Annotated in this window: 13 protein-coding genes and 5 tRNA genes; 11 read left to right on the plus strand and 7 right to left on the minus strand. The window is 45.5% G+C overall.

The window, feature by feature from the left end:
- Positions 1 to 164 precede the first annotated feature (164 nt).
- Positions 165 to 1,055, minus strand: a complete 891-nt coding sequence (ilvY, locus tag R8O10_RS00005; RefSeq protein ID WP_005379097.1) for an HTH-type transcriptional activator IlvY — start codon at positions 1,053 to 1,055, stop codon at positions 165 to 167.
- Positions 1,056 to 1,198: 143 nt separating this feature from the next.
- Between ilvY and ilvC the strand changes: the two genes are divergently transcribed.
- A complete protein-coding gene (gene ilvC, locus R8O10_RS00010) occupies positions 1,199 to 2,683 on the plus strand; it encodes a ketol-acid reductoisomerase (protein WP_005379098.1) in 1,485 nt (494 codons plus the stop codon).
- A gap of 266 nt (positions 2,684 to 2,949) precedes the next feature.
- Here the strand turns inward: ilvC and ubiK are convergent, their stop codons facing one another.
- The 4 genes from ubiK to R8O10_RS00030 all read right to left on the minus strand — a co-directional run bounded on the left by ubiK (position 2,950) and on the right by R8O10_RS00030 (position 8,174).
- Complete coding sequence (gene ubiK / locus R8O10_RS00015; protein WP_005379099.1) at positions 2,950 to 3,201, minus strand: ubiquinone biosynthesis accessory factor UbiK; 252 nt, start codon at positions 3,199 to 3,201, stop codon at positions 2,950 to 2,952.
- A 131-nt stretch (positions 3,202 to 3,332) separates the two neighbouring features.
- The gene (gene vmeD, locus R8O10_RS00020; RefSeq protein ID WP_005379100.1) at positions 3,333 to 6,455 is read right to left on the minus strand and encodes a multidrug efflux RND transporter permease subunit VmeD; all 3,123 of its coding nucleotides are present in this window, start codon (positions 6,453 to 6,455) and stop codon (positions 3,333 to 3,335) included.
- Positions 6,456 to 6,467: 12 nt separating this feature from the next.
- Entirely contained in the window at positions 6,468 to 7,574 is a 1,107-nt protein-coding gene (vmeC, locus tag R8O10_RS00025) for a multidrug efflux RND transporter periplasmic adaptor subunit VmeC (protein ID WP_005379101.1), read from the minus strand.
- 18 nt (positions 7,575 to 7,592) lie between these two features.
- The gene (locus R8O10_RS00030; protein ID WP_005384254.1) at positions 7,593 to 8,174 is read right to left on the minus strand and encodes a TetR/AcrR family transcriptional regulator; all 582 of its coding nucleotides are present in this window, start codon (positions 8,172 to 8,174) and stop codon (positions 7,593 to 7,595) included.
- Positions 8,175 to 8,344: 170 nt separating this feature from the next.
- On the opposite strand from R8O10_RS00030, the gene rep reads away from it, so the two are divergent.
- Positions 8,345 to 10,360: a DNA helicase Rep gene (gene rep / locus R8O10_RS00035; RefSeq protein ID WP_318146095.1), complete on the plus strand. Its 2,016-nt coding sequence runs from the start codon at positions 8,345 to 8,347 to the stop codon at positions 10,358 to 10,360.
- Positions 10,361 to 10,433: 73 nt separating this feature from the next.
- On the opposite strand, the gene R8O10_RS00040 is transcribed toward rep, so the two are convergent.
- Entirely contained in the window at positions 10,434 to 10,847 is a 414-nt protein-coding gene (locus R8O10_RS00040; protein ID WP_005384252.1) for a c-type cytochrome, read from the minus strand.
- 335 nt (positions 10,848 to 11,182) lie between these two features.
- Here R8O10_RS00040 and R8O10_RS00045 point away from each other — a divergent pair.
- The 5 genes from R8O10_RS00045 to R8O10_RS00065 all read left to right on the plus strand — a co-directional run bounded on the left by R8O10_RS00045 (position 11,183) and on the right by R8O10_RS00065 (position 11,779).
- Positions 11,183 to 11,259: transfer RNA gene (locus R8O10_RS00045), tRNA-Arg, on the plus strand.
- Positions 11,260 to 11,292: 33 nt separating this feature from the next.
- A tRNA-His gene (locus R8O10_RS00050) sits at positions 11,293 to 11,368 on the plus strand.
- Positions 11,369 to 11,437: 69 nt separating this feature from the next.
- Positions 11,438 to 11,514, plus strand: a tRNA-Pro gene (locus R8O10_RS00055).
- 48 nt (positions 11,515 to 11,562) lie between these two features.
- Positions 11,563 to 11,638: transfer RNA gene (locus tag R8O10_RS00060), tRNA-His, on the plus strand.
- 64 nt (positions 11,639 to 11,702) lie between these two features.
- Positions 11,703 to 11,779 (plus strand) — tRNA-Pro (locus R8O10_RS00065).
- Positions 11,780 to 12,117: 338 nt separating this feature from the next.
- Here R8O10_RS00065 and R8O10_RS00070 read toward each other — a convergent pair.
- Entirely contained in the window at positions 12,118 to 12,843 is a 726-nt protein-coding gene (locus R8O10_RS00070) for an HAD family hydrolase (RefSeq protein ID WP_130544890.1), read from the minus strand.
- Between the two features lie 661 nt (positions 12,844 to 13,504).
- Between R8O10_RS00070 and R8O10_RS00075 the strand changes: the two genes are divergently transcribed.
- The 4 genes from R8O10_RS00075 (at position 13,505) to R8O10_RS00090 (ending at position 18,944) form a co-directional block, all read left to right on the plus strand.
- Positions 13,505 to 15,220, plus strand: coding sequence for a dipeptide ABC transporter ATP-binding protein (locus R8O10_RS00075; protein WP_005379108.1), 1,716 nt, complete (start codon positions 13,505 to 13,507; stop codon positions 15,218 to 15,220).
- 92 nt (positions 15,221 to 15,312) lie between these two features.
- Positions 15,313 to 16,866: an ABC transporter substrate-binding protein gene (locus R8O10_RS00080; RefSeq protein ID WP_005379109.1), complete on the plus strand. Its 1,554-nt coding sequence runs from the start codon at positions 15,313 to 15,315 to the stop codon at positions 16,864 to 16,866.
- A gap of 147 nt (positions 16,867 to 17,013) precedes the next feature.
- On the plus strand, positions 17,014 to 17,991 hold the full coding sequence (locus R8O10_RS00085) for an ABC transporter permease (protein WP_005379110.1): 978 nt from the start codon (positions 17,014 to 17,016) through the stop codon (positions 17,989 to 17,991).
- Between the two features lie 2 nt (positions 17,992 to 17,993).
- Positions 17,994 to 18,944: an ABC transporter permease gene (locus R8O10_RS00090; RefSeq protein ID WP_005384239.1), complete on the plus strand. Its 951-nt coding sequence runs from the start codon at positions 17,994 to 17,996 to the stop codon at positions 18,942 to 18,944.
- Positions 18,945 to 19,008 lie beyond the last annotated feature (64 nt).

The following is a 19,008-nucleotide window of genomic DNA, read 5'->3' on the forward strand; positions in this document are numbered from 1 at the left end:
ACTCAGAAGTGAAACGAAATAGCGCCGATGGTAGTGTGGGGCTTCCCCATGTGAGAGTAGGACATCGCCAGGCTTTAAATTTAAGAAGCCCGCTCGAAAGAGCGGGCTTTTTTGCATCTATAGAGTTTTAAAATTAGCCCACTTTATACCTAAAAAGTGTTCATCTAAGGTGCGATATACTTGCTCTCTGCAACCTTCCAAAAGGCTTTAACAAGCGGATTCTCCAGCTGAGTTTTGTTGCAGCAAACACCAAGTTTAAAAGGTTTAATTGGTAAGACTTTTAAACGATTTATCTTTTCTCTTACCGGACTGTTGTTGATTACAACATCAGGTGCGATACCTACTCCACACCCCAATGCAACCATACTTACGATGGCTTCATGTCCGGAGGTTTGTGCGTAGATCTTTGGCTTTATTTTCATTTGTTTGAGCCAAGTATTGGCCCTGTCCCTTGCCGTTCCTGCTTCTGGGAGTATGAATGGAATGACCGACCAGTCTGGTTTTTCTTTTTGTAGCTCTTCAGCAAACGCACTAACCCCAACAGGTACGATGACAGAAAGTGGGATTTCACTGATCGTTTCAAATGCGATTTTATTTGGCATCTGTTCTGACTTGGCTGATATGGCAATATCGGCTTCATCTGCTAGTATTTTGTCGATCGCTTGAGCTGGATCGCCGGTTGATAGTTTGAACTCAATGAAAGGGTTCTGAATACGAAAGTCAGAGATTAGCTCCGGAAGATGGCTGTAGCTTGCAGTAACAGAACAAAAGAGACGGATTTCTCCTTTCAATTCATCCTCGGTTCCCTTCAGGTGACTCTGATACTGCTGCCATTCGCCAAGAATCTTTAAGGCAACTGGGACTAGCTTTTTACCTTGGATAGTTAAATCAACGCTACGGTTGTCGCGTAAAAACAATTGTTGGCTGGTTTCCTCCTCTAATTTTTGTATCTGTCGGCTTAAGGCTGAAGGGCTAATATGCATTGCCGCTGCGGTCTTGGCGAAACTTTTACTCTCACAGAGATGAATGAAAAGTTGCAGGCTTTTGATATTCATTAAATTTTCATTTCCATGTTGCATAAATTGCAATAACTAATTGTGAATATATCACTTTAAGCAATCTCATGTCTGTTTTAGTATGAAGTTATTCGGTAAGGCAATTACTGACCTCAATGGAAGAATCTCAAAGGAGCACCCAGATGGCTAATTATTTCAATACCCTAAACTTGCGCGAGCAGTTGGACCAATTAGGTCGTTGTCGTTTTATGGACCGCAGTGAGTTCGCTTCAGAAGCGGATTATCTGAAAGGTAAGAAAGTGGTCATTGTAGGTTGTGGTGCTCAAGGTCTTAACCAAGGTCTGAACATGCGCGACTCTGGTCTAGACGTTGCTTATGCGCTTCGCCAAGCCGCGATTGATGAGCAACGCCAGTCATTCAAAAACGCAAAAGACAACGGTTTTGAGGTAGGTAGCTACGAAACGCTAATTCCACAAGCTGATCTAGTAGTAAACCTTACTCCAGATAAGCAGCACACAAACGTTGTTGAGACGGTAATGCCGTTAATGAAAGAAGGCGCAGCACTAGGTTACTCTCACGGTTTCAACGTTGTTGAAGAAGGCATGCAAATCCGTAAAGACCTAACGGTAGTAATGGTTGCACCTAAATGTCCAGGTACGGAAGTTCGTGAAGAATACAAGCGCGGTTTCGGTGTACCGACTCTTATCGCTGTTCACCCAGAGAACGACCCAAAAGGTGAAGGTTGGGATATCGCGAAAGCTTGGGCTGCAGCAACAGGTGGTCACCGTGCAGGCTGTCTAGAGTCTTCTTTTGTTGCTGAGGTGAAATCTGACCTAATGGGTGAGCAAACTATCCTTTGTGGCATGCTACAGGCTGGCTCTATCGTATGTTACGAGAAGATGATTGCTGATGGTATCGATCCTGGCTACGCTGGTAAGCTTCTTCAATACGGTTGGGAAACCATCACTGAAGCACTGAAGTTTGGTGGTATCACTCACATGATGGATCGCCTAACTAACCCTGCAAAAGTGAAAGCATTTGAGCTTTCTGAAGAGCTAAAAGAACTGATGCGTCCGCTATACAACAAGCACATGGATGACATCATCACCGGTCACTTCTCTAGCACTATGATGGCTGACTGGGCAAACGACGATGCAAATCTACTAGGCTGGCGTGCAGAAACAGGTGAAACTGCTTTCGAAAACTACCCAGAAACTGACGTAGAAATCTCTGAGCAAGAGTACTTCGATAACGGTATCTTGATGGTTGCTATGGTTCGTGCGGGTGTTGAGCTAGCATTCGAAGCGATGACGGCATCTGGCATCATCGATGAGTCTGCTTACTACGAGTCTCTACACGAGCTGCCACTTATCGCAAACACTATCGCACGTAAGCGTTTATACGAGATGAACGTGGTTATCTCAGACACTGCGGAATACGGTAACTACCTGTTCGCTAACGTAGCAACGCCGCTTCTACGTGAGAAGTTTATGCCAGCCGTAAATACTGACGTAATTGGTAAAGGTTTAGGTGAAACGTCTAACCAAGTGGATAACGCGACTCTTATCGCTGTGAATGAAACAATCCGTAACCACCCTGTAGAGTACATCGGTGAAGAGCTACGTGGTTACATGACTGATATGAAGCGTATCGCGGTGGGCGGCTAAATGACTCCATTTCGGTGTCGAAGGTGCTCGTTTACTATCGTAAAGTCCGCGCCTTCTCCTAGAAATGAAACCTTAATACAGCGTAATTTACTTAGTCTCAAGTAACGCAGTAGATAAACTCCAGGCAGACTGGAGTGATAAATACAAAATAAAACACAACATCTAATCAAAAGGCTTGGTCGCCGTTGACCAAGCCTTTTTGTTTTTAGCCGATTTATCTGCGCGCCGATAAGAAAAACGCTCCTTTGTGAGGAGCGCTTTGATACTTATTTTTCAGCAAGCTTTTCTTCAAGTTGCGCCAACTTCTGTTCCATTTCTGTTAGCTTTTGACGTGTACGTAGTAAAACTTGAGTTTGAACATCAAACTCTTCGCGACTTACAACATCTAGCTTGTTTAGCTGGCCTTGGATTACTTGACGAACTTTCTGATCGACATCAGAGCCCAATTCTTTTACAGGTTGAGGCATTGAGTCGTGAATCTGTTTAGCAATTTGCTCTAATTTCTTTGGGTCAAACATAGTGGCTAAAACTCCTTTTGATTTGTCCTCATTTTAAGTAAATGATACGTGAAAGTCGCCACTTAGATGGCAAAAAAGAGAGCGGCAATAAAAAAGGCCACCGAAGTGACCTTTTTGAATGCCTTAATAGCTTATCTGTTATCCGCTAATTCACGATGAGCTGCTTTCGCTTCGTCAACTCGCGCTAACTTCTCCAAGTCTTTGTCTTCAACAAATACTGGCAGAGGTTTGTGTTTTTCAGCTAGGTAGCTGTAAATCACAGGTAGTACGAATAGTGTGAACAGTGTACCGATTGCAAGGCCAGCAACGATGACGATACCGATACTGAAACGTTGCGCGGCACCTGCACCTGTTGCGTACATCAGCGGGATCAGACCTGCGATCATCGCTGCAGTGGTCATTAGGATAGGGCGAAGACGCACTTTCGCAGCTTCCATCACCGCATCAATACGAGACAGTTTATTATGTAACTGCTCTTCTTTGGCGACTTCACAGATCAAGATACCGTGCTTGGTTATTAGGCCGACCAGCGTTATCAAACCAACCTGCGAGTAGATGTTCATCGAGGCCGTACCCCAGGCCAATGCGATCAAGGCACCACATATTGCCAGAGGAACAGATACCATGATGACAATAGGATCGCGGAGTGATTCAAATTGAATCGCCAGAACGAGGAAGATGATCGCAAGTGCAAGACCGAAGGTTGCATACAAGGCACTACCTTCCGTTACAAACTGACGAGATTCGCCCATGTAATCGTGGTTATATCCTGCAGGCAGTTTGGTTTGTGCAATATTTTCAAACCAGTCGATTGCGTCACCCATAGCAACACTAGGTGATGGTACTGCACCCACAGTCGCTGAGTTTAGCTGGTTGAAGTGTGGCAAAGAGCGAGGCTCAGCCACCACATCGATTGTAATCAGACTGCCTAATGGAACCGCTTTACCATCCACAGAGCGTACATAGTAGTTCTTCATCGATTCTGGGTTTAGACGCCATTTACGCTCAACTTGAGGTATCACCTCATACGAGCGACCATTCAGGTCGATTCGGTTTACATAACCATCTGCCATCATGGTGCTGAGAGTGATGCCAATGTCTTGCATAGTCACACCGTAGGCACCCGCTTTGTCTTTATCGATCTTGATCTTCATCGTTGCTGAATCGTAGTTCAAATCCAGGTCGGAATAGACAAACATTGGGCTACTTGCAACATCGGTTAGAATATCGCTAGCGATAGTAAACAAGCTCTCGAAGCTATTTGGTGTTGTAATTACAAACTGAACAGGTAGACCTGAGCCTGCACCTGGAAGCTCTGGCATTTGGAATGCAGTGACAGACATACCAGGCACACTTGATACTAGGCCACCCACACGTTTCGTGATTTCAGATTGGCTTGCCTCTCGTTCACTCCAAGGCTTCAATGTTGCTAGGCCAAACGCTTGGTTTGAGTTTGGTACACCATTAAAGACCTGTGCGTATTCCACCTCCGGTTGATCTGAGAGTATTTGGTTTACGTCATCCATGGTATTTTGGATATAGTCCAAGTTCGCGTTTGATGGGGCAGTACCCATCAGCATGACCACACCTTTATCTTCAGATGGTGCTAGTTCGCTAGGAATAAACTTGAACAAGACCGGTAAGCTTGCAAATACAATGATTGCAAACGCAATAACAACCGGACGATGAGCCATTACCGCTTTCAACATGCCTTCGTAACGAGTGGTCATGCCATCAAGGATATGGTGAACTTTTTGCTCAAACTTGCTTGGCTTCTCGTTCGCCTTCAGCATCTTCGAACACATCATTGGTGATAGTGTCAAAGCGATGATGCCGGATACGAATACTGAACCTGCCAGTGTCAAAGCGAACTCTTTGAACAATGAACCGGTGATACCACCCATCAATGCGATCGGCGCGTACACTGCACCTAGCGTCAATGTCATCGCGATAACTGGAACCGCAATTTCACGCGTACCAATAATTGCAGCTCGGAATGGCGATTCCCCTTCTTTGATGTGACGGTCAACGTTTTCTAGTACAACGATCGCGTCATCCACCACCAGACCGATGGCAAGCACCATCGCCAGTAGCGTCATCAAGTTCCAAGAGAACCCCATTGCCTGCATCACCATTGCCACACCAATCAATGAAAGTGGAATGGTCACGATAGGAATGATTACCGCGCGGAATGAGCCCAGGAACAGTGTGATAACCACAAGTACGATTACTGCTGCTTCAAGAATCGTTTTCACTACTTCGTGAATCGATTCGTTGATGGCGATAGTTGAGTCGTACATTACGTTCATTTTGATGTTACTTGGTAGGTTGCGCTCAAGCTGAGGCAACAGTTCAAGTACGTCTGCTGCAATGTTGATTGGGTTAGCACTTGGCGCTGCGTTGATCGCTGCAACCACAGCTTCTTGACCGTTTGCACTTGCGCGATAAACGTCGTGACTCTTCTCTAGCGTTACTTTAGCGATATCACCTAGGCGGATGACATCCCCTTCACCAGTTTTCACGACCAATGCTTCAAGTTCAGCAACGTTTGATACCTGAGTATCTGCGCTACCGTTATAAAGCACGAACTCACCCGTCGCTTGACCGGTTGCAGATTGGTAGTTGTTGGCGTTAAGAACGCTCATCACATCGGTTGCGGTCAACTTCAAAGCGCCCATTTTGGCAGGATCTAGCCATACGCGCAGTGCGTACTTCATACCACCATACAGGTCAACTTTGGACACACCGTTTACGGTGAACAACTGCGGGTTGATTACACGCTCAAGGTAGTCAGTGATCTGGCTTGAAGATAACTCGTCACTCGTAAAGCCGATGTACAGTACCGCCGTTGTCGAACCTGTCGACATGGTTACGGTTGGGTCTTCGGCTTCTTTTGGTAGCTGTGAACGTACCGAGTTGGTTTTCGCCAGAATGTCAGACAACGCCGCATTTGGGTCAGTATTCAACTTCATGTTGACAGTAATGGTCGATTTACCCAGTACCGATTGCGAAGTCATGTAATCAATATTATCGGCTTGCGCTACCGCTTGCTCCAATGGCTGAGTAATAAAGCCTTGGATCAAGTTGGCACTTGCACCGTAGTAACTGGTGGTCACGGTGACCACCGTATTCGTCATTTCAGGGTATTCACGAACCTGCATTTTGAACACCGCTTGCAAACCAAGCAATGCAATCAAAAAGCTGATCGATACCGCTAAAACTGGACGTTTTATAAAAACATCTGTAAAGCGCATGATGCCTCCAACTTAAAGCATTGGTGTTTCAGCAGGTGGGGTAGTTGCATCGCTTTCGACAATGCTTACTTTCGCATGGTTACTCAAACGGACTTGACCCGATGTCACCACTACATCACCTGGCTTCACGCCTTCTAGAATGTGTGCGATATCTTTAGAGCGTTCGCCAACTTTTACCACATGCTGCTTAACGCGTTTTTCGCCATCTTCTTCTGTTACGATGTAAACATTGTCGCCATACAGCGTAAATGTGATCGCGGTTTGAGGTAGAGTGACCTGATTTTCTAATTTAGGCAGAATGATGTTTGCACGCGCGAACATACCACTACGCAGTTTGCCGTCACTGTTAGGGATATCCGCTTGAACTTGAATCAAACCACTTTGTACGTTTACAGCTGGTTCAATCGCAGAAATAGACCCTTTGAAAGGTTGGTCTGGATAAGCGTCAACAAAGATATCCACTTCTTGATCGATATTGATACGTGAAATATCGGTTTGTGGCACGGTGAAGCGCAAGCGCATCACGCTGGTATCTTCAAGGCGAACAATGTCGGTGCCCGCCTGTAGGTACTGACCGAGGTACACGTTACGAATACCTACCACACCATCAAATGGCGCTTTGATTTCGCGTCGGTCGATGGTCGCTTTCAGGCTTTCAATATCCGCTTTTAAGGAGAAGTAGTTTGCTTCTGCTTCGTCATACGCTTCTTTAGAAATAGAGCCTTTTTTGAATAGCCCTTGGTAGCGTTTGTATTTCGCTTCTGCCGCTGGCAACTTAGCTTGCGAGCTCTTCAAATTTGCTTTTTCGACTTCAGAATCAAGCAACACTAATGGCTGACCCGATTTAACTTGAGTACCGGAATCAAACGCGATTTTATCGATAACACCGCTGGTCTCATTTGCTACCGTCACGCCTTGGTTTGGCTCGATAAAACCAATTGCTTCGATGACTGGTACCCAATCCACCGCTTGCACTTCTGTCACGGTTACTGGGAACTCAGGTTCAGGACGGTTTGCCATGTATTCAGCGATCTTTTGTTGCTTAAATAAATTGAAACCTATCACGCTGCCGAACAAGAGAACGGCGATAAGTAACATAAAGAAAGTCCACTTTTTCATTCTATTAAGAACTCCAAGTTAGTGTTTAATAATTGCATCCCAACTGGCTTCAATAGCGGCCTCTAATGCCGTCTTATCCAGTTGATAAAATCCCAAAGCGTGTTTCCGAGCAAGTGCAACACTTGCCTCAAAACTTAATCCAGAAAGTACTTCGTTATCGAGAAGCTTGAATACTCCCTCGTCTTTACCCTGATTAAAAAGAAGATCTACTTGGGCAAACATTTGTCTCTCAAGTTCCCGAGCTTTGCTACTATTTGAACAGGGTAAAGATTCATATTGGACCCGGTTGCTGATCGCACTTAAGTTCGAGCTCGCTAGATTCCAAATATTGAGCCACATGGTTCGATAACGCTGTTTTAAAGGCATCTCTTCACTAACACCTAGTTGCACCGCAGTAGCAACACGCTTAGCAACGTTAAGGCGTAGTTCCTCTAAAAGATGTTCTTTATCTGAGAAATAACGGTAAATCGTCCCTGCTGCGACACCTGCCTCATTGGCGAGCTTTTGCATGGAAAGCCCTTGAAAGCCAGATTCAGCAATGAGTTGTTCAGCAGCGACTAAGATTTGTTCTCGTTTATCTACAGCAGGGTTATCCTTCATAATGTCACCCTTTAGTGAATGAACGTTCATTCATTATAGCTTAAATACCCGCCATTTATGCAACAGAATATTGCACTTAATTGGTGTGAAAATTACAAGAAATCAGCATAGCTTTCACGAGGCCACCCCTTTATCATAGGCGCCACATTCATCACCCGCAGAGAATTTCTATGAAGCTGAACCCTAGTCAAGATGAAGCCGTGAAATACGTGTCTGGTCCATGCCTAGTGCTAGCTGGTGCTGGCTCGGGCAAAACTCGTGTTATTACCAATAAAATCGCTTATCTGGTTCAGCAATGTGGTTACAAAGCGCGTAACATTGCTGCGGTGACGTTTACCAACAAAGCAGCACGTGAAATGAAGGAGCGTGTAGGTCAAACGTTAGGGAAAGGTGAGTCTAAAGGTTTGATGGTATCAACATTCCACACTTTAGGATTGAACATCATCAAGCGTGAGTACAAGCATTTAGGGTTGAAATCGGGCTTCTCACTGTTTGATGACCAAGACCAGCTAGCGCTGCTCAAAGAACTTACCGAAAAGCAGCTTGATGGTGATAAAGATCTGCTACGTCAGCTTCTGAGTTGTATTTCCAACTGGAAAAACGACATGTTGACGCCAGAGCAAGCCAAAGCGCGTGCGCAAGGTGAACAGCAACAATTGTTTGCGTTCTGTTTTGATATGTACCAAAAGCAAATGAAAGCCTATAACGCGCTCGATTTTGATGACCTAATTTTGATGCCCGTTTTACTCTTACGTAATCATGAAGATGTTCGTCAGCGTTGGCAGAATCGTATCCGTTACCTACTGGTTGACGAGTATCAAGATACCAACACGAGTCAGTATGAGCTGGTCAAATTAATTGTCGGAGAACGTGGGCGATTGACGGTTGTAGGGGATGACGATCAGTCTATTTATTCATGGCGTGGTGCGAAACCTCAGAACCTCGTGTTGCTGGGTGAAGATTATCCAAATTTGCGTTTGATTAAGCTAGAGCAAAACTACCGTTCAACGAGTCGAATCCTGCGTGCGGCCAACATTTTGATAGCTAACAACCCTCACGTCTATGAGAAGTCCTTGTTCTCTGAAATTCCTGACGGTGAAAAACTCAAAGTGTTGTTGGCTAAAAATGAAGAGCATGAAGCAGAGCGCGTAACGGGTGAACTAATTGCGCATAAGTTCCTAAACCGTACCGAATATAAAGATTATGCGATTCTATACCGTGGTAACCACCAATCACGTTTGATTGAAAAGTCTCTGATGCAAAACCGTGTACCGTATAAAATTTCTGGCGGCACCTCGTTTTTTGCGCGCGCAGAGATTAAAGACATCATGGCGTATTTGCGCGTTTTGGTTAATCCGGATGACGACAATGCATTTTTGCGCATTGTGAATACTCCACGACGTGAAATTGGCCCAGTAACGTTAGAGAAGTTAGGCAGTTATGCCAATATGCGAGGGAAGAGCCTGTTTGAGTCGAGCTTTGAAATGGGGCTCGAACAGCACCTAACGGGACGTGGCCTAGAAAACCTGCGTCGTTTCACCCAATGGCTAGTGGCGATTGCTGATCAAGCTGAGCGTGGTGATACCGTCGAAGCGGTTCGTTCGCTAGTTCGTGATATCCATTATGAAGATTGGCTATACGAAACTTCAGCAAGTCCGAAAGCCGCTGAAATGCGAATGAAGAACGTTTCTGATCTTTATTCATGGATAGTGGCGGACCTAGAGGGTGACAACTACGATCAAGAAGAGAAAACGTTAAAAGAAGTCGTTCAACGTTTGACCTTGCGTGACATGATGGAGCGCGGTGAAGAAGATGAAGACAGTGATGCAGTACAACTGATGACCTTGCACGCATCAAAAGGCCTTGAGTTCCCATATGTATACTTAATTGGGTCCGAAGAAGGTATTTTACCGCACCAAACCAGTATTGATGAAGATAACGTGGAAGAAGAGCGTCGCCTGATGTACGTTGGTATTACTCGCGCGCAACGTGAACTGACTTTCACTATGTGCAAAGAGCGTCGGCAGTTCGGCGAGTTGATCAAACCGACTCAAAGCCGCTTTTTGGATGAGTTGCCATTTGATGACGTTGAATGGGAAGTAAACAAAAAGCCAGTATCAGCAGAAGAGCGTATGGCGAAAGGTCAAGCACACATTGCCAATATTCGAGCAATGTTTAAGAAGTAAAGTAACCCTGTTCTCACTGACTAAAAACAAAAAGGCTTGCCAACTGGCAAGCCTTTTTCGTTGATGTCTTTACTTATAGACCTTCAATCATGTGGTCAATTGCTGCGATGATTTCATCGTCAGAACAGTCCATACAGGTTCCTTTGGCTGGCATCGCATTGAAGCCTTCTAATGCGTGCTTCACTAACGTATCTTTGCCTTGTGCAATACGTGGTGCCCAATCATCGGCATTACCTGTTTTAGGTGCGCCGTTTACACCAGATGCGTGACAAGCAATACAAAAAGTACCATAAACTGTGGCGCCATCACGTGGACCGGTTGGCTCTTCTTTCACTGGCTCAGAACCCGCTAGATAAACATCACCGACAGGTTGGATGCGTTCTGCGATCGCATCGTATTCAGTTTGGCTGATGTCAGAAGCTAAAGCTGCCGTAGAAAACGTTAAGGCAGCGAACAAAACGCTAATCATTTGTCGAGACATATCCATTAAACCCACTTCACATTCCCGAGGTAAGTGACTTACCTATTTATATAGTTAGAGTATTAATGCCGAGCAGAGAAATCATTAAATTCCACTGAATGGCATAGAATGATTAGACAACTTGGTTGCAGCTGTTAAATCAATGTAAATAATGGGTGATTATATCCCGATAACTTGTTGCAATAAACAACAAGTTATCCATGACAGGGCGTGAATCACATCAAAAATCCACTTTAACGGAAGATAACTGTCGAAAAAGAGACCAAACGATAAAAAAAGTAAAAAAAGTACTAGACGGCATAGTGTGATATCCGTATTATTCCACTCCGCCGATAGGGCATGCGCCCGTAGCTCAGTTGGATAGAGCGTTGGCCTCCGGAGCCAAAGGTCGAAGGTTCGAATCCTTTCGGGCGTACCATTGCCTCGGAGGATACATCGGTAAAAATCAGTGGTGGCTATAGCTCAGTTGGTAGAGCCCCGGATTGTGATTCCGGTTGTCGCGAGTTCAAGTCTCGTTAGCCACCCCATTCTTTCTTTTTTAGATTGAATGCGGTAGCATTGCTCCCAATCTTGATTCAATCAAGATAAAACATCGTCGGTGAATAGCGCAGCTTGGTAGCGCATCTGGTTTGGGACCAGAGGGTCGGGGGTTCGAATCCCTCTTCACCGACCACTATTTAGTTTATGGCTCTAATAGAGCGGTAAACAGCAAAAATTGATGGTGGCTATAGCTCAGTTGGTAGAGCCCTGGATTGTGATTCCGGTGGTCGCGAGTTCGAATCTCGTTAGCCACCCCATTAATTAAGGTGACTTCTTAGTTGAAGTGTCCTGTCTGATTTGAGAAAATCAGCAAATACAGTTCGGTGAATAGCGCAGCTTGGTAGCGCATCTGGTTTGGGACCAGAGGGTCGGGGGTTCGAATCCCTCTTCACCGACCACTATTAGAAAGCCTGCTTTTTAGCAGGCTTTCGTCGTTTTAGAGTTTATGATCTCGCTTGGACTGTATTAGTCGGTAATGTATCAATGGATTTGAACCCAAGTGGGGTTCGCCTGAAGTTAGAATTCGGCTCTTCACCGACCGCTATTTAGAGCCTCAGTCGAAAGACTGGGGCTTTTTTGCATATCTCCTGAAAAGAATCGGCATTCCATTTCAATTTTTCCCAAAAGTGTACAGCTCTAGGGGCTTTTGACCACCTATGATCCAAATGCTTTTCGAGCTGACAAAATAAACCCCAGAGCAGTGTCTGGGGTTTTGTAGTTTTCTAATCCGCTGCTTTTATTGGGCGAGTGTTTTAAGGATTTCTTTCAGGTCTACCGTTTCTTGGATTTCAAAACTTGGCGTTATATCCGTTGAGTTGCTTGCGCCTGTCGCATTCACCCACACACTCAAAATGCCCATATTGTTAGCGCCAGCAATGTCAGCAGGTAAAGAGTCGCCCACGTGTAGAGCCTCTTCTGGTTTTACTTCGACCAAGTCGAGCGCTTTTTGGAAAATACTTGTAGCAGGTTTCTCTTCTGGCTCTTCTCCTCCCACAATAATATGGTCCACCCAGTTGCTCATTTGTGTCGCGTTTAATTTAGGGTGTTGAGAAAAAATCGGACCGTTAGTGATCACGACGAGTTTGTAATGTTGACGAAGGTCGCTGAGCATTTCTTTTACACCAGGGAAGAAGGTGAACGCGCCCATACGTGCAGAGTCAAAGTAGTCTTGAGCTTGTTGAGCCTCTTTTGCAGTGATGCTGACGCCTTGCTCCGCCAAGATGTTTTGGATCAGGCCACAACGGAAGGCATTTTCATCGGGTAGCAGAGCCACAAGGTGAGGGAACTCAGCATTCAGCTTTTTGTATACACCCTGCAAGTAGCGCTGCAAAAACGCTTTTGGCTCGGTAACTTGTGGATAGGTCTTATGAATCCAAGTTGTAAACGCTTGTCCTGCAACTTTATCGGCTTGTGACGTTGCACATAAAGTCTCGTCCATATCAAAAAAAATCGCTTTAAGCACAGGGGCTCCTTTTATTTACGGCTTGGCTTTGACACTGTTCATCTATTATCCCACTCTCAATTGTGTCGTAAAGGGTTAAAACCGGCGAGTTTTCTTATGACGTACGAATGAGGATAGCGGTACTTTCCTTTGCTTAGTCAATAAACCGCTTAAGTGGCGCATATTCTGCGTTGGAGCAGGATTTGTGTGGTTTTGCTGTTTTGTTCACGTTTTGACCTATCCTTTCTCTTCCTAAGTTTGGCTTTTTGTATTTGCCGACTATTTTATTAATAGTTTTTTATGTTGAAAAAACACTTTTTGCATATGATATTGTTTGTTAAATGTTAATAAATACACATGAATAATATGGTTAATGATCTTGTTTAGCTCATGTTTACTTTTAGAGCATTTTTCTAGTTTTATTGGTGCATGACGCACAAAAATAGTGTGATATGAAAATGGTTAAATACTTGTTAATGCATTTTTATTCGCTAATTGTGCGTTTATTTAATGTTTTTTCGGCGGAATATACTTTAATTGTTGCTTTTTTGTGTGATTTTTGCCAAATTATTTCCGCATTAAGATTTCAGAGTATTATTCTGAATTTGAACGGATTCATTCAGGTGATGAATGGTGCCTTTGGCATGATTCGATACCACAGACAAGGCAGTAGAGGTCTGAAATGTCACTATTAGAAGTGAAAAACCTTCGTATTGAATACCCATCCCGACACGGCGTTCACGCTGCCGTGAAGTCACTTTCTTTTCATATTGAACGTGGTGAAATCGTGGGTGTTGTTGGCGAATCAGGTGCGGGTAAATCCACCGTTGGTAACGCCGTTATTGATTTGCTTAGCCCTCCAGGTCGCGTTGCTAGCGGCGATGTTTTCTTGGATGGAGAAAAAATTTCTGGCCTATCACCAGAAGCGATGCGTAAGGTTCGCGGCTCGAAAATAGGTTTTATTTTCCAAGATCCGATGACCTCGCTCAATCCACTTTTTACTGTTGAGCAACAGCTGAAAGAGACGATCCACGCCAACATGAAGGTCTCTGATGAAGAGGCGTATCAGCGCGCGCTTTCTCTTATGCAGCAGGTTGGTATTCCTCAACCAGAAAACCGCTTAAAGCAGTACCCGCACCAATTCTCTGGTGGTATGCGTCAGCGTGTTGTCATTGCCATTGCTTTGGCTGGTGAGCCTGATCTCATCATCGCGGACGAACCAACTACGGCGTTAGACGTTTCTATCCAAGACCAAATCCTCAACTTGATCCGCGAGCTGTGTATCAAGAACAATGTCGGCTGTATGTTAGTTACTCACGATATGGGTGTCGTCTCCAACGTCACCGATCGCGTGGCGGTAATGTATCGTGGTGACTTGGTGGAGTTTGGACCAACAGCCAAAGTATTGGGCGATCCTGATCACTCTTACACTCGCAGTCTAATTTCAGCGGTACCACGTTCAGACAGAAAGTTAGATCGTTTCCCGTTAGTAAGCTATATCGAAGAAGCGGCGGAAATGGAGCCACTCGATATCAAGAACCACTGGTTAGGACAAAGCCAAGATGAGCGTGAGTACACTGGCCCGCTTTTGGACGTGAAGAACGTCAATCTTCGCTTTGTGACCAAAGACTCTTTGTTCGAGAGCCGCCGAGAATACGTGCAAGCATCTAATAATGTGAGCTTTGAAGTGCACGAAGGCGAAACCTTTGGTTTGGTGGGCGAGTCTGGTTCAGGTAAATCGACCATTGCACGTGTGATTGCTGGTTTATACCAACCTAACTCTGGTCAGGTGAAATTCGAGGGCATTGACCTGACCGCTTTAACCTCTGAGAAAGAGCGCCGCCCGATGCGTCGTCAAATGCAGATGGTGTTCCAAAACCCATATACTTCAATGAACCCTCGTATGAAGGTATTCGATATTATTGCTGAGCCAATCCGTTTCCATAAATTGACGAAAAACGAGTCGGAAACTCGCCAAATCGTGAATGACCTATTGGATCATGTTGGTTTGGGTCGAATGGCTGGGCTTAAGTACCCTCATGAATTCTCCGGTGGTCAGCGTCAGCGTATTTCTATTGCGCGTGCGTTGGCGACTCGTCCTCGACTTTTGATTTGTGATGAACCGACCTCAGCACTGGACGTATCGGTACAGGCACAAATTCTAAACTTGCTGAAAGATCTGCAAAGTGAGCTGAACTTGACTATGTTGTTTATCAGCCACGATTTACCTGTTATTCGTCAGATGTGTGACCGAGTAGGTGTGATGCAAATGGGTACACTTTTAGAAGTGGCACCAACAGAACAGTTATTCACGGCACCTCAACACGAATACAGCAAAAAATTGATTTCTCTGATGCCGGAGTTTACTGGCTTGCGAGAAGAGATCGAAACGGCATAAACCAAGCAATTCGCTTGGCTAACCTTTAGTCATAACAAAGACGCAAACACAACAACAAGGGATCCGTATCCCCGCATGAAGGAGTTATGCAAATGAAAACCATGAAAAGCAAATTAGCAGTGGCGCTAATGGCTGCGGGCCTAAGCTTTAACGCAATGGCAGCAGATATCAAAGTTGGCTATGCAGCTGACCCAGTATCGCTTGACCCACATGAGCAGCTATCAGGTGGCACACTGCAAATGTCACACATGGTATTTGATCCGTTGGTTCGCTTTACTCAAAAAATGGATTTCGAGCCTCGCCTAGCGGAAAGCTGGGAACGTATTAACGATACGACTGTTCGTTTCAAACTGCGTGAAGGTGTGAAATTCCATTCTGGCAATACTCTAACGGCTGACGACGTCGTGTGGACGTTCCAGCGTTTACAAAGCTCTCCTGACTTTAAAAACATCTTCGACCCGTACGAGAAAATCGTCAAAGTTGACGACAACACGTTCGATCTTGTAACTAAAGGTCCTTACCCACTAGTGCTGCAAACCGCAACGTACATTTTCCCAATGGACAGCAAGTTCTACACTGGCAAAACTGCGGACGGCAAAGATAAGTCTGAGCTAGTGAAGCACGGTAATTCATTCGCATCGACTAACGTTTCTGGCACGGGTCCATTCATTGTGACTTCTCGTGAACAGGGCGTAAAAGTGGAATTTGAACGCTTTAAAGATTACTGGGACAAAGAGTCGAAAGGTAACGTTGATAAGCTAACGCTTGTGCCAATCAAAGAAGACGCAACTCGTGTAGCAGCGCTGCTTTCTGGCGGTGTTGACATGATTCACCCTGTAGCGCCAAACGACCACAAACGCGTTGAAGATGCTGACGGCATCGACCTAGTTACGCTACCTGGTACTCGTATCATCACGTTCCAACTAAACCAAAACAGCAACGAAGCATTGAAAGACGTTCGCGTTCGCCAAGCGATTGTTCACGCAATCAATAACGAAGGTATCGTGAAGAAAATCATGAAAGGCTTCGCAACGGCCGCTGGTCAGCAAAGCCCGGCTGGTTACGTAGGTCACGATGACAAACTGGTTCCTCGCTACGATTTGAAGAAAGCGAAAGAACTGATGAAAGAAGCGGGTTACGAAAACGGCCTGACGCTAACGATGATCGCACCAAACAACCGTTACGTGAATGATGCGAAAGTAGCACAAGCGGCAGCGGCAATGTTGTCTAAGATCGGTATCAAGGTTGATCTGAAGACCATGCCAAAAGCGCAGTACTGGCCTGAGTTCGACAAGTGTGCGGCAGACATGCTGATGATCGGTTGGCACTCAGATACAGAAGACTCAGCGAACTTCAACGAGTTCCTAACTATGACTCGTAACGAAGAAACCGGTCGTGGTCAGTACAACTGTGGTTACTACTCAAACCCAGAAATGGACAAAGTGGTTGAAGCTGCGAACGTAGAGACGGATCCTGCGAAACGTGCAGAAATGCTGAAGGGCGTAGAAGCGACACTATACAACGACGCAGCATTCGTACCGCTACACTGGCAAAGTGAAGCATGGGGCGCGAAGTCTAACGTGAAAGCGGCAGACATCGTTAACCCAATGGTAATGCCTTACTTCGGTGACCTAGTGGTTGAATAATCACGGTTAGTCGACTTTGAGGAGGGATGGATTTCCCTCCTCAACTTAAAGCACTCGACTCAGTTTTGTTTCAGTCGGATTGAGTTGGTTATTTAGACTGAATTTTCTCTCTAATTTAGAGATCTATGGATAGTTAAGGGGCAAGGAATGTTTTCGTTTCTGGTCAAGCGCCTGTTTCAGGCACTGATAGTGATGTTTGTGATCAGTTTGGTGGCGTTTGCCATTCAGGACAACCTGGGTGATCCGCTGCGTGAGCTTGTAGGTCAGTCGGTTTCGGAATCGGAGCGTCAAGCGCTACGCGACGACTTGGGCCTGAACGATCCCTTTATCACAAAGTACACGCGCTTTGTGGGTAATGCACTACAAGGTGATTTGGGTACATCATACTTTTTCAAGCGACCTGCGGTTGAGGTGATCCTCGATAAGCTGGTGGCAACATTAGAGCTCGTGTTTGGCGCGACGCTTATCATCATTGTTTTCTCTATTCCGCTTGGGGTGTACTCTGCGATTCATCCTAAGAGTGTTTTTACCAAATTTGTCATGGCGATGAGCAGTGTCGGCATCTCGATTCCGGTGTTCTTAACCGCAATCATGCTGATGTATGTCTTCTCCATAGAACTTGGTTGGTTGCCTTCCTATGGGCGAGGTGAAACCGCTAACGTACTCGGTTGGGAATCTGGCTTCTTTACCATTGATGGTATCAAGCACCTCATCCTACCTTGTATTGCGCTAGCGTCTATTATGCTGCCGTTGTTCATCCGCTTGGTGCGTTCAGAAATGCTGGAAGTTCTGAGTTCGGAATACATTAAGTTCGCCAAAGCAAAAGGTTTGAACTTACAAAAGATTTATTACCAACATGCACTTAAGAACACCATGCTACCAGTATTGACGGTAGGTGGCGTGCAGATTGGTACCATGGTGGCCTACACCATTCTTACTGAAACCGTGTTCCAATGGCCGGGCACTGGCTTCCTTTTCCTAGAGGCAATCAACCGTGTAGATACACCGCTGATCACTGCCTACGTTATCTTTGTTGGTCTGATCTTCGTGGTAACCAATACCATCGTTGACTTGCTGTACGGCATCATCAACCCAACTGTGAACCTAACTGGAAAAGGAGCTTAATCATGAGCCAATCAAATTTAACACCAGCTCCTGCTCCATCAGCGTGGCAGCGTTTCAAAGAGTCAGATTTTCTGTATTACTTCAAACGCGACAAAGTGGCGATGGCGAGTTTTACCGTCTTTATGATGTTCTTAGTATTGGCATTGGCTGCACCGATTCTTGCGCCAACAGACCCGTACGATCTGACGTCTATCGACATCATGGATTCTGAGTTGCCACCTTCGTGGATGGAAGATGGCGATGAGCGCTTTGTGTTGGGTACTGACGAGCAAGGTCGCGATATTTTATCGACCATTCTTTACGGTTCTCGTTTGTCTTTGACGATCGGCTTTTTAGCCGTCGGTCTTCAGTTGATTCTGGGTATCATCATTGGTTTGTCGGCGGGTTACTTCGGTGGTCGTATCGATAGCTTCTTGATGCGCTTTGCGGATGTTCAACTATCGTTCTCAACCATGATGGTGGCGATCATCGTATCGGCCATTTTCAAAGCCAGCTTTGGCAGCGATTTTTACAGCCAATACGCAGTGGTGATGCTGGTGGTGATCATCGGTGTGGCTGAATGGCCGCAATACGCACGGACTATTCGTGCCTCGGTATTGGCAGAGAAGAAGAAAGAATACGTCGAAGCGGCGCGTGTGATGGGCTTTAAAGCGCCACGCATCATGTTCCGTCACATTCTGCCGAACTGTCTATCGCCAATCTTGGTTATCTCGACGGTACAGGTAGCGAACGCGATCATGTCGGAAGCGGCACTGTCATTCCTAGGTTTGGGTCTTCCTGTTGATCAGCCGTCACTAGGTGCGCTGATCAGCATCGGCTTTAACTACATCTTCTCAGGTGCGTGGTGGATTACTGCCTTCCCAGGCATCGTGTTAGTTACACTGGTTCTGGTTATCAACTTATTGGGTGACTGGCTACGTGATGTATTCAACCCGAAACTGTACAAAGGATAAGAATTTTCCCACCAAGCGTTGTAAATTCACTTAATTCCTTCCTAAACTGAGAGCCGGATGCAAA

The sequence above is a fragment of the Vibrio sp. 1727 genome, from assembly GCF_033344415.1.
GTDB classification, from domain to species: Bacteria; Pseudomonadota; Gammaproteobacteria; order Enterobacterales; family Vibrionaceae; genus Vibrio; species Vibrio alginolyticus.

Bases quoted from the DNA above. Each gene is read 5' to 3' on its own strand.
- ilvY (WP_005379097.1), bottom strand. From the start codon at position 1,055: ATGAATATCAAAAGCCTGCAACTTTTCATTCATCTCTGTGAGAGTAAA.
- ilvC (WP_005379098.1), top strand. From the start codon at position 1,199: ATGGCTAATTATTTCAATACCCTAAACTTGCGCGAGCAGTTGGACCAA.
- ubiK (WP_005379099.1), bottom strand. From the start codon at position 3,201: ATGTTTGACCCAAAGAAATTAGAGCAAATTGCTAAACAGATTCACGAC.
- vmeD (WP_005379100.1), bottom strand. From the start codon at position 6,455: ATGCGCTTTACAGATGTTTTTATAAAACGTCCAGTTTTAGCGGTATCG.
- vmeC (WP_005379101.1), bottom strand. From the start codon at position 7,574: ATGAAAAAGTGGACTTTCTTTATGTTACTTATCGCCGTTCTCTTGTTC.
- R8O10_RS00030 (WP_005384254.1), bottom strand. From the start codon at position 8,174: ATGAAGGATAACCCTGCTGTAGATAAACGAGAACAAATCTTAGTCGCT.
- rep (WP_318146095.1), top strand. From the start codon at position 8,345: ATGAAGCTGAACCCTAGTCAAGATGAAGCCGTGAAATACGTGTCTGGT.
- R8O10_RS00040 (WP_005384252.1), bottom strand. From the start codon at position 10,847: ATGGATATGTCTCGACAAATGATTAGCGTTTTGTTCGCTGCCTTAACG.
- R8O10_RS00075 (WP_005379108.1), top strand. From the start codon at position 13,505: ATGTCACTATTAGAAGTGAAAAACCTTCGTATTGAATACCCATCCCGA.
- R8O10_RS00080 (WP_005379109.1), top strand. From the start codon at position 15,313: ATGAAAACCATGAAAAGCAAATTAGCAGTGGCGCTAATGGCTGCGGGC.
- R8O10_RS00085 (WP_005379110.1), top strand. From the start codon at position 17,014: ATGTTTTCGTTTCTGGTCAAGCGCCTGTTTCAGGCACTGATAGTGATG.
- R8O10_RS00090 (WP_005384239.1), top strand. From the start codon at position 17,994: ATGAGCCAATCAAATTTAACACCAGCTCCTGCTCCATCAGCGTGGCAG.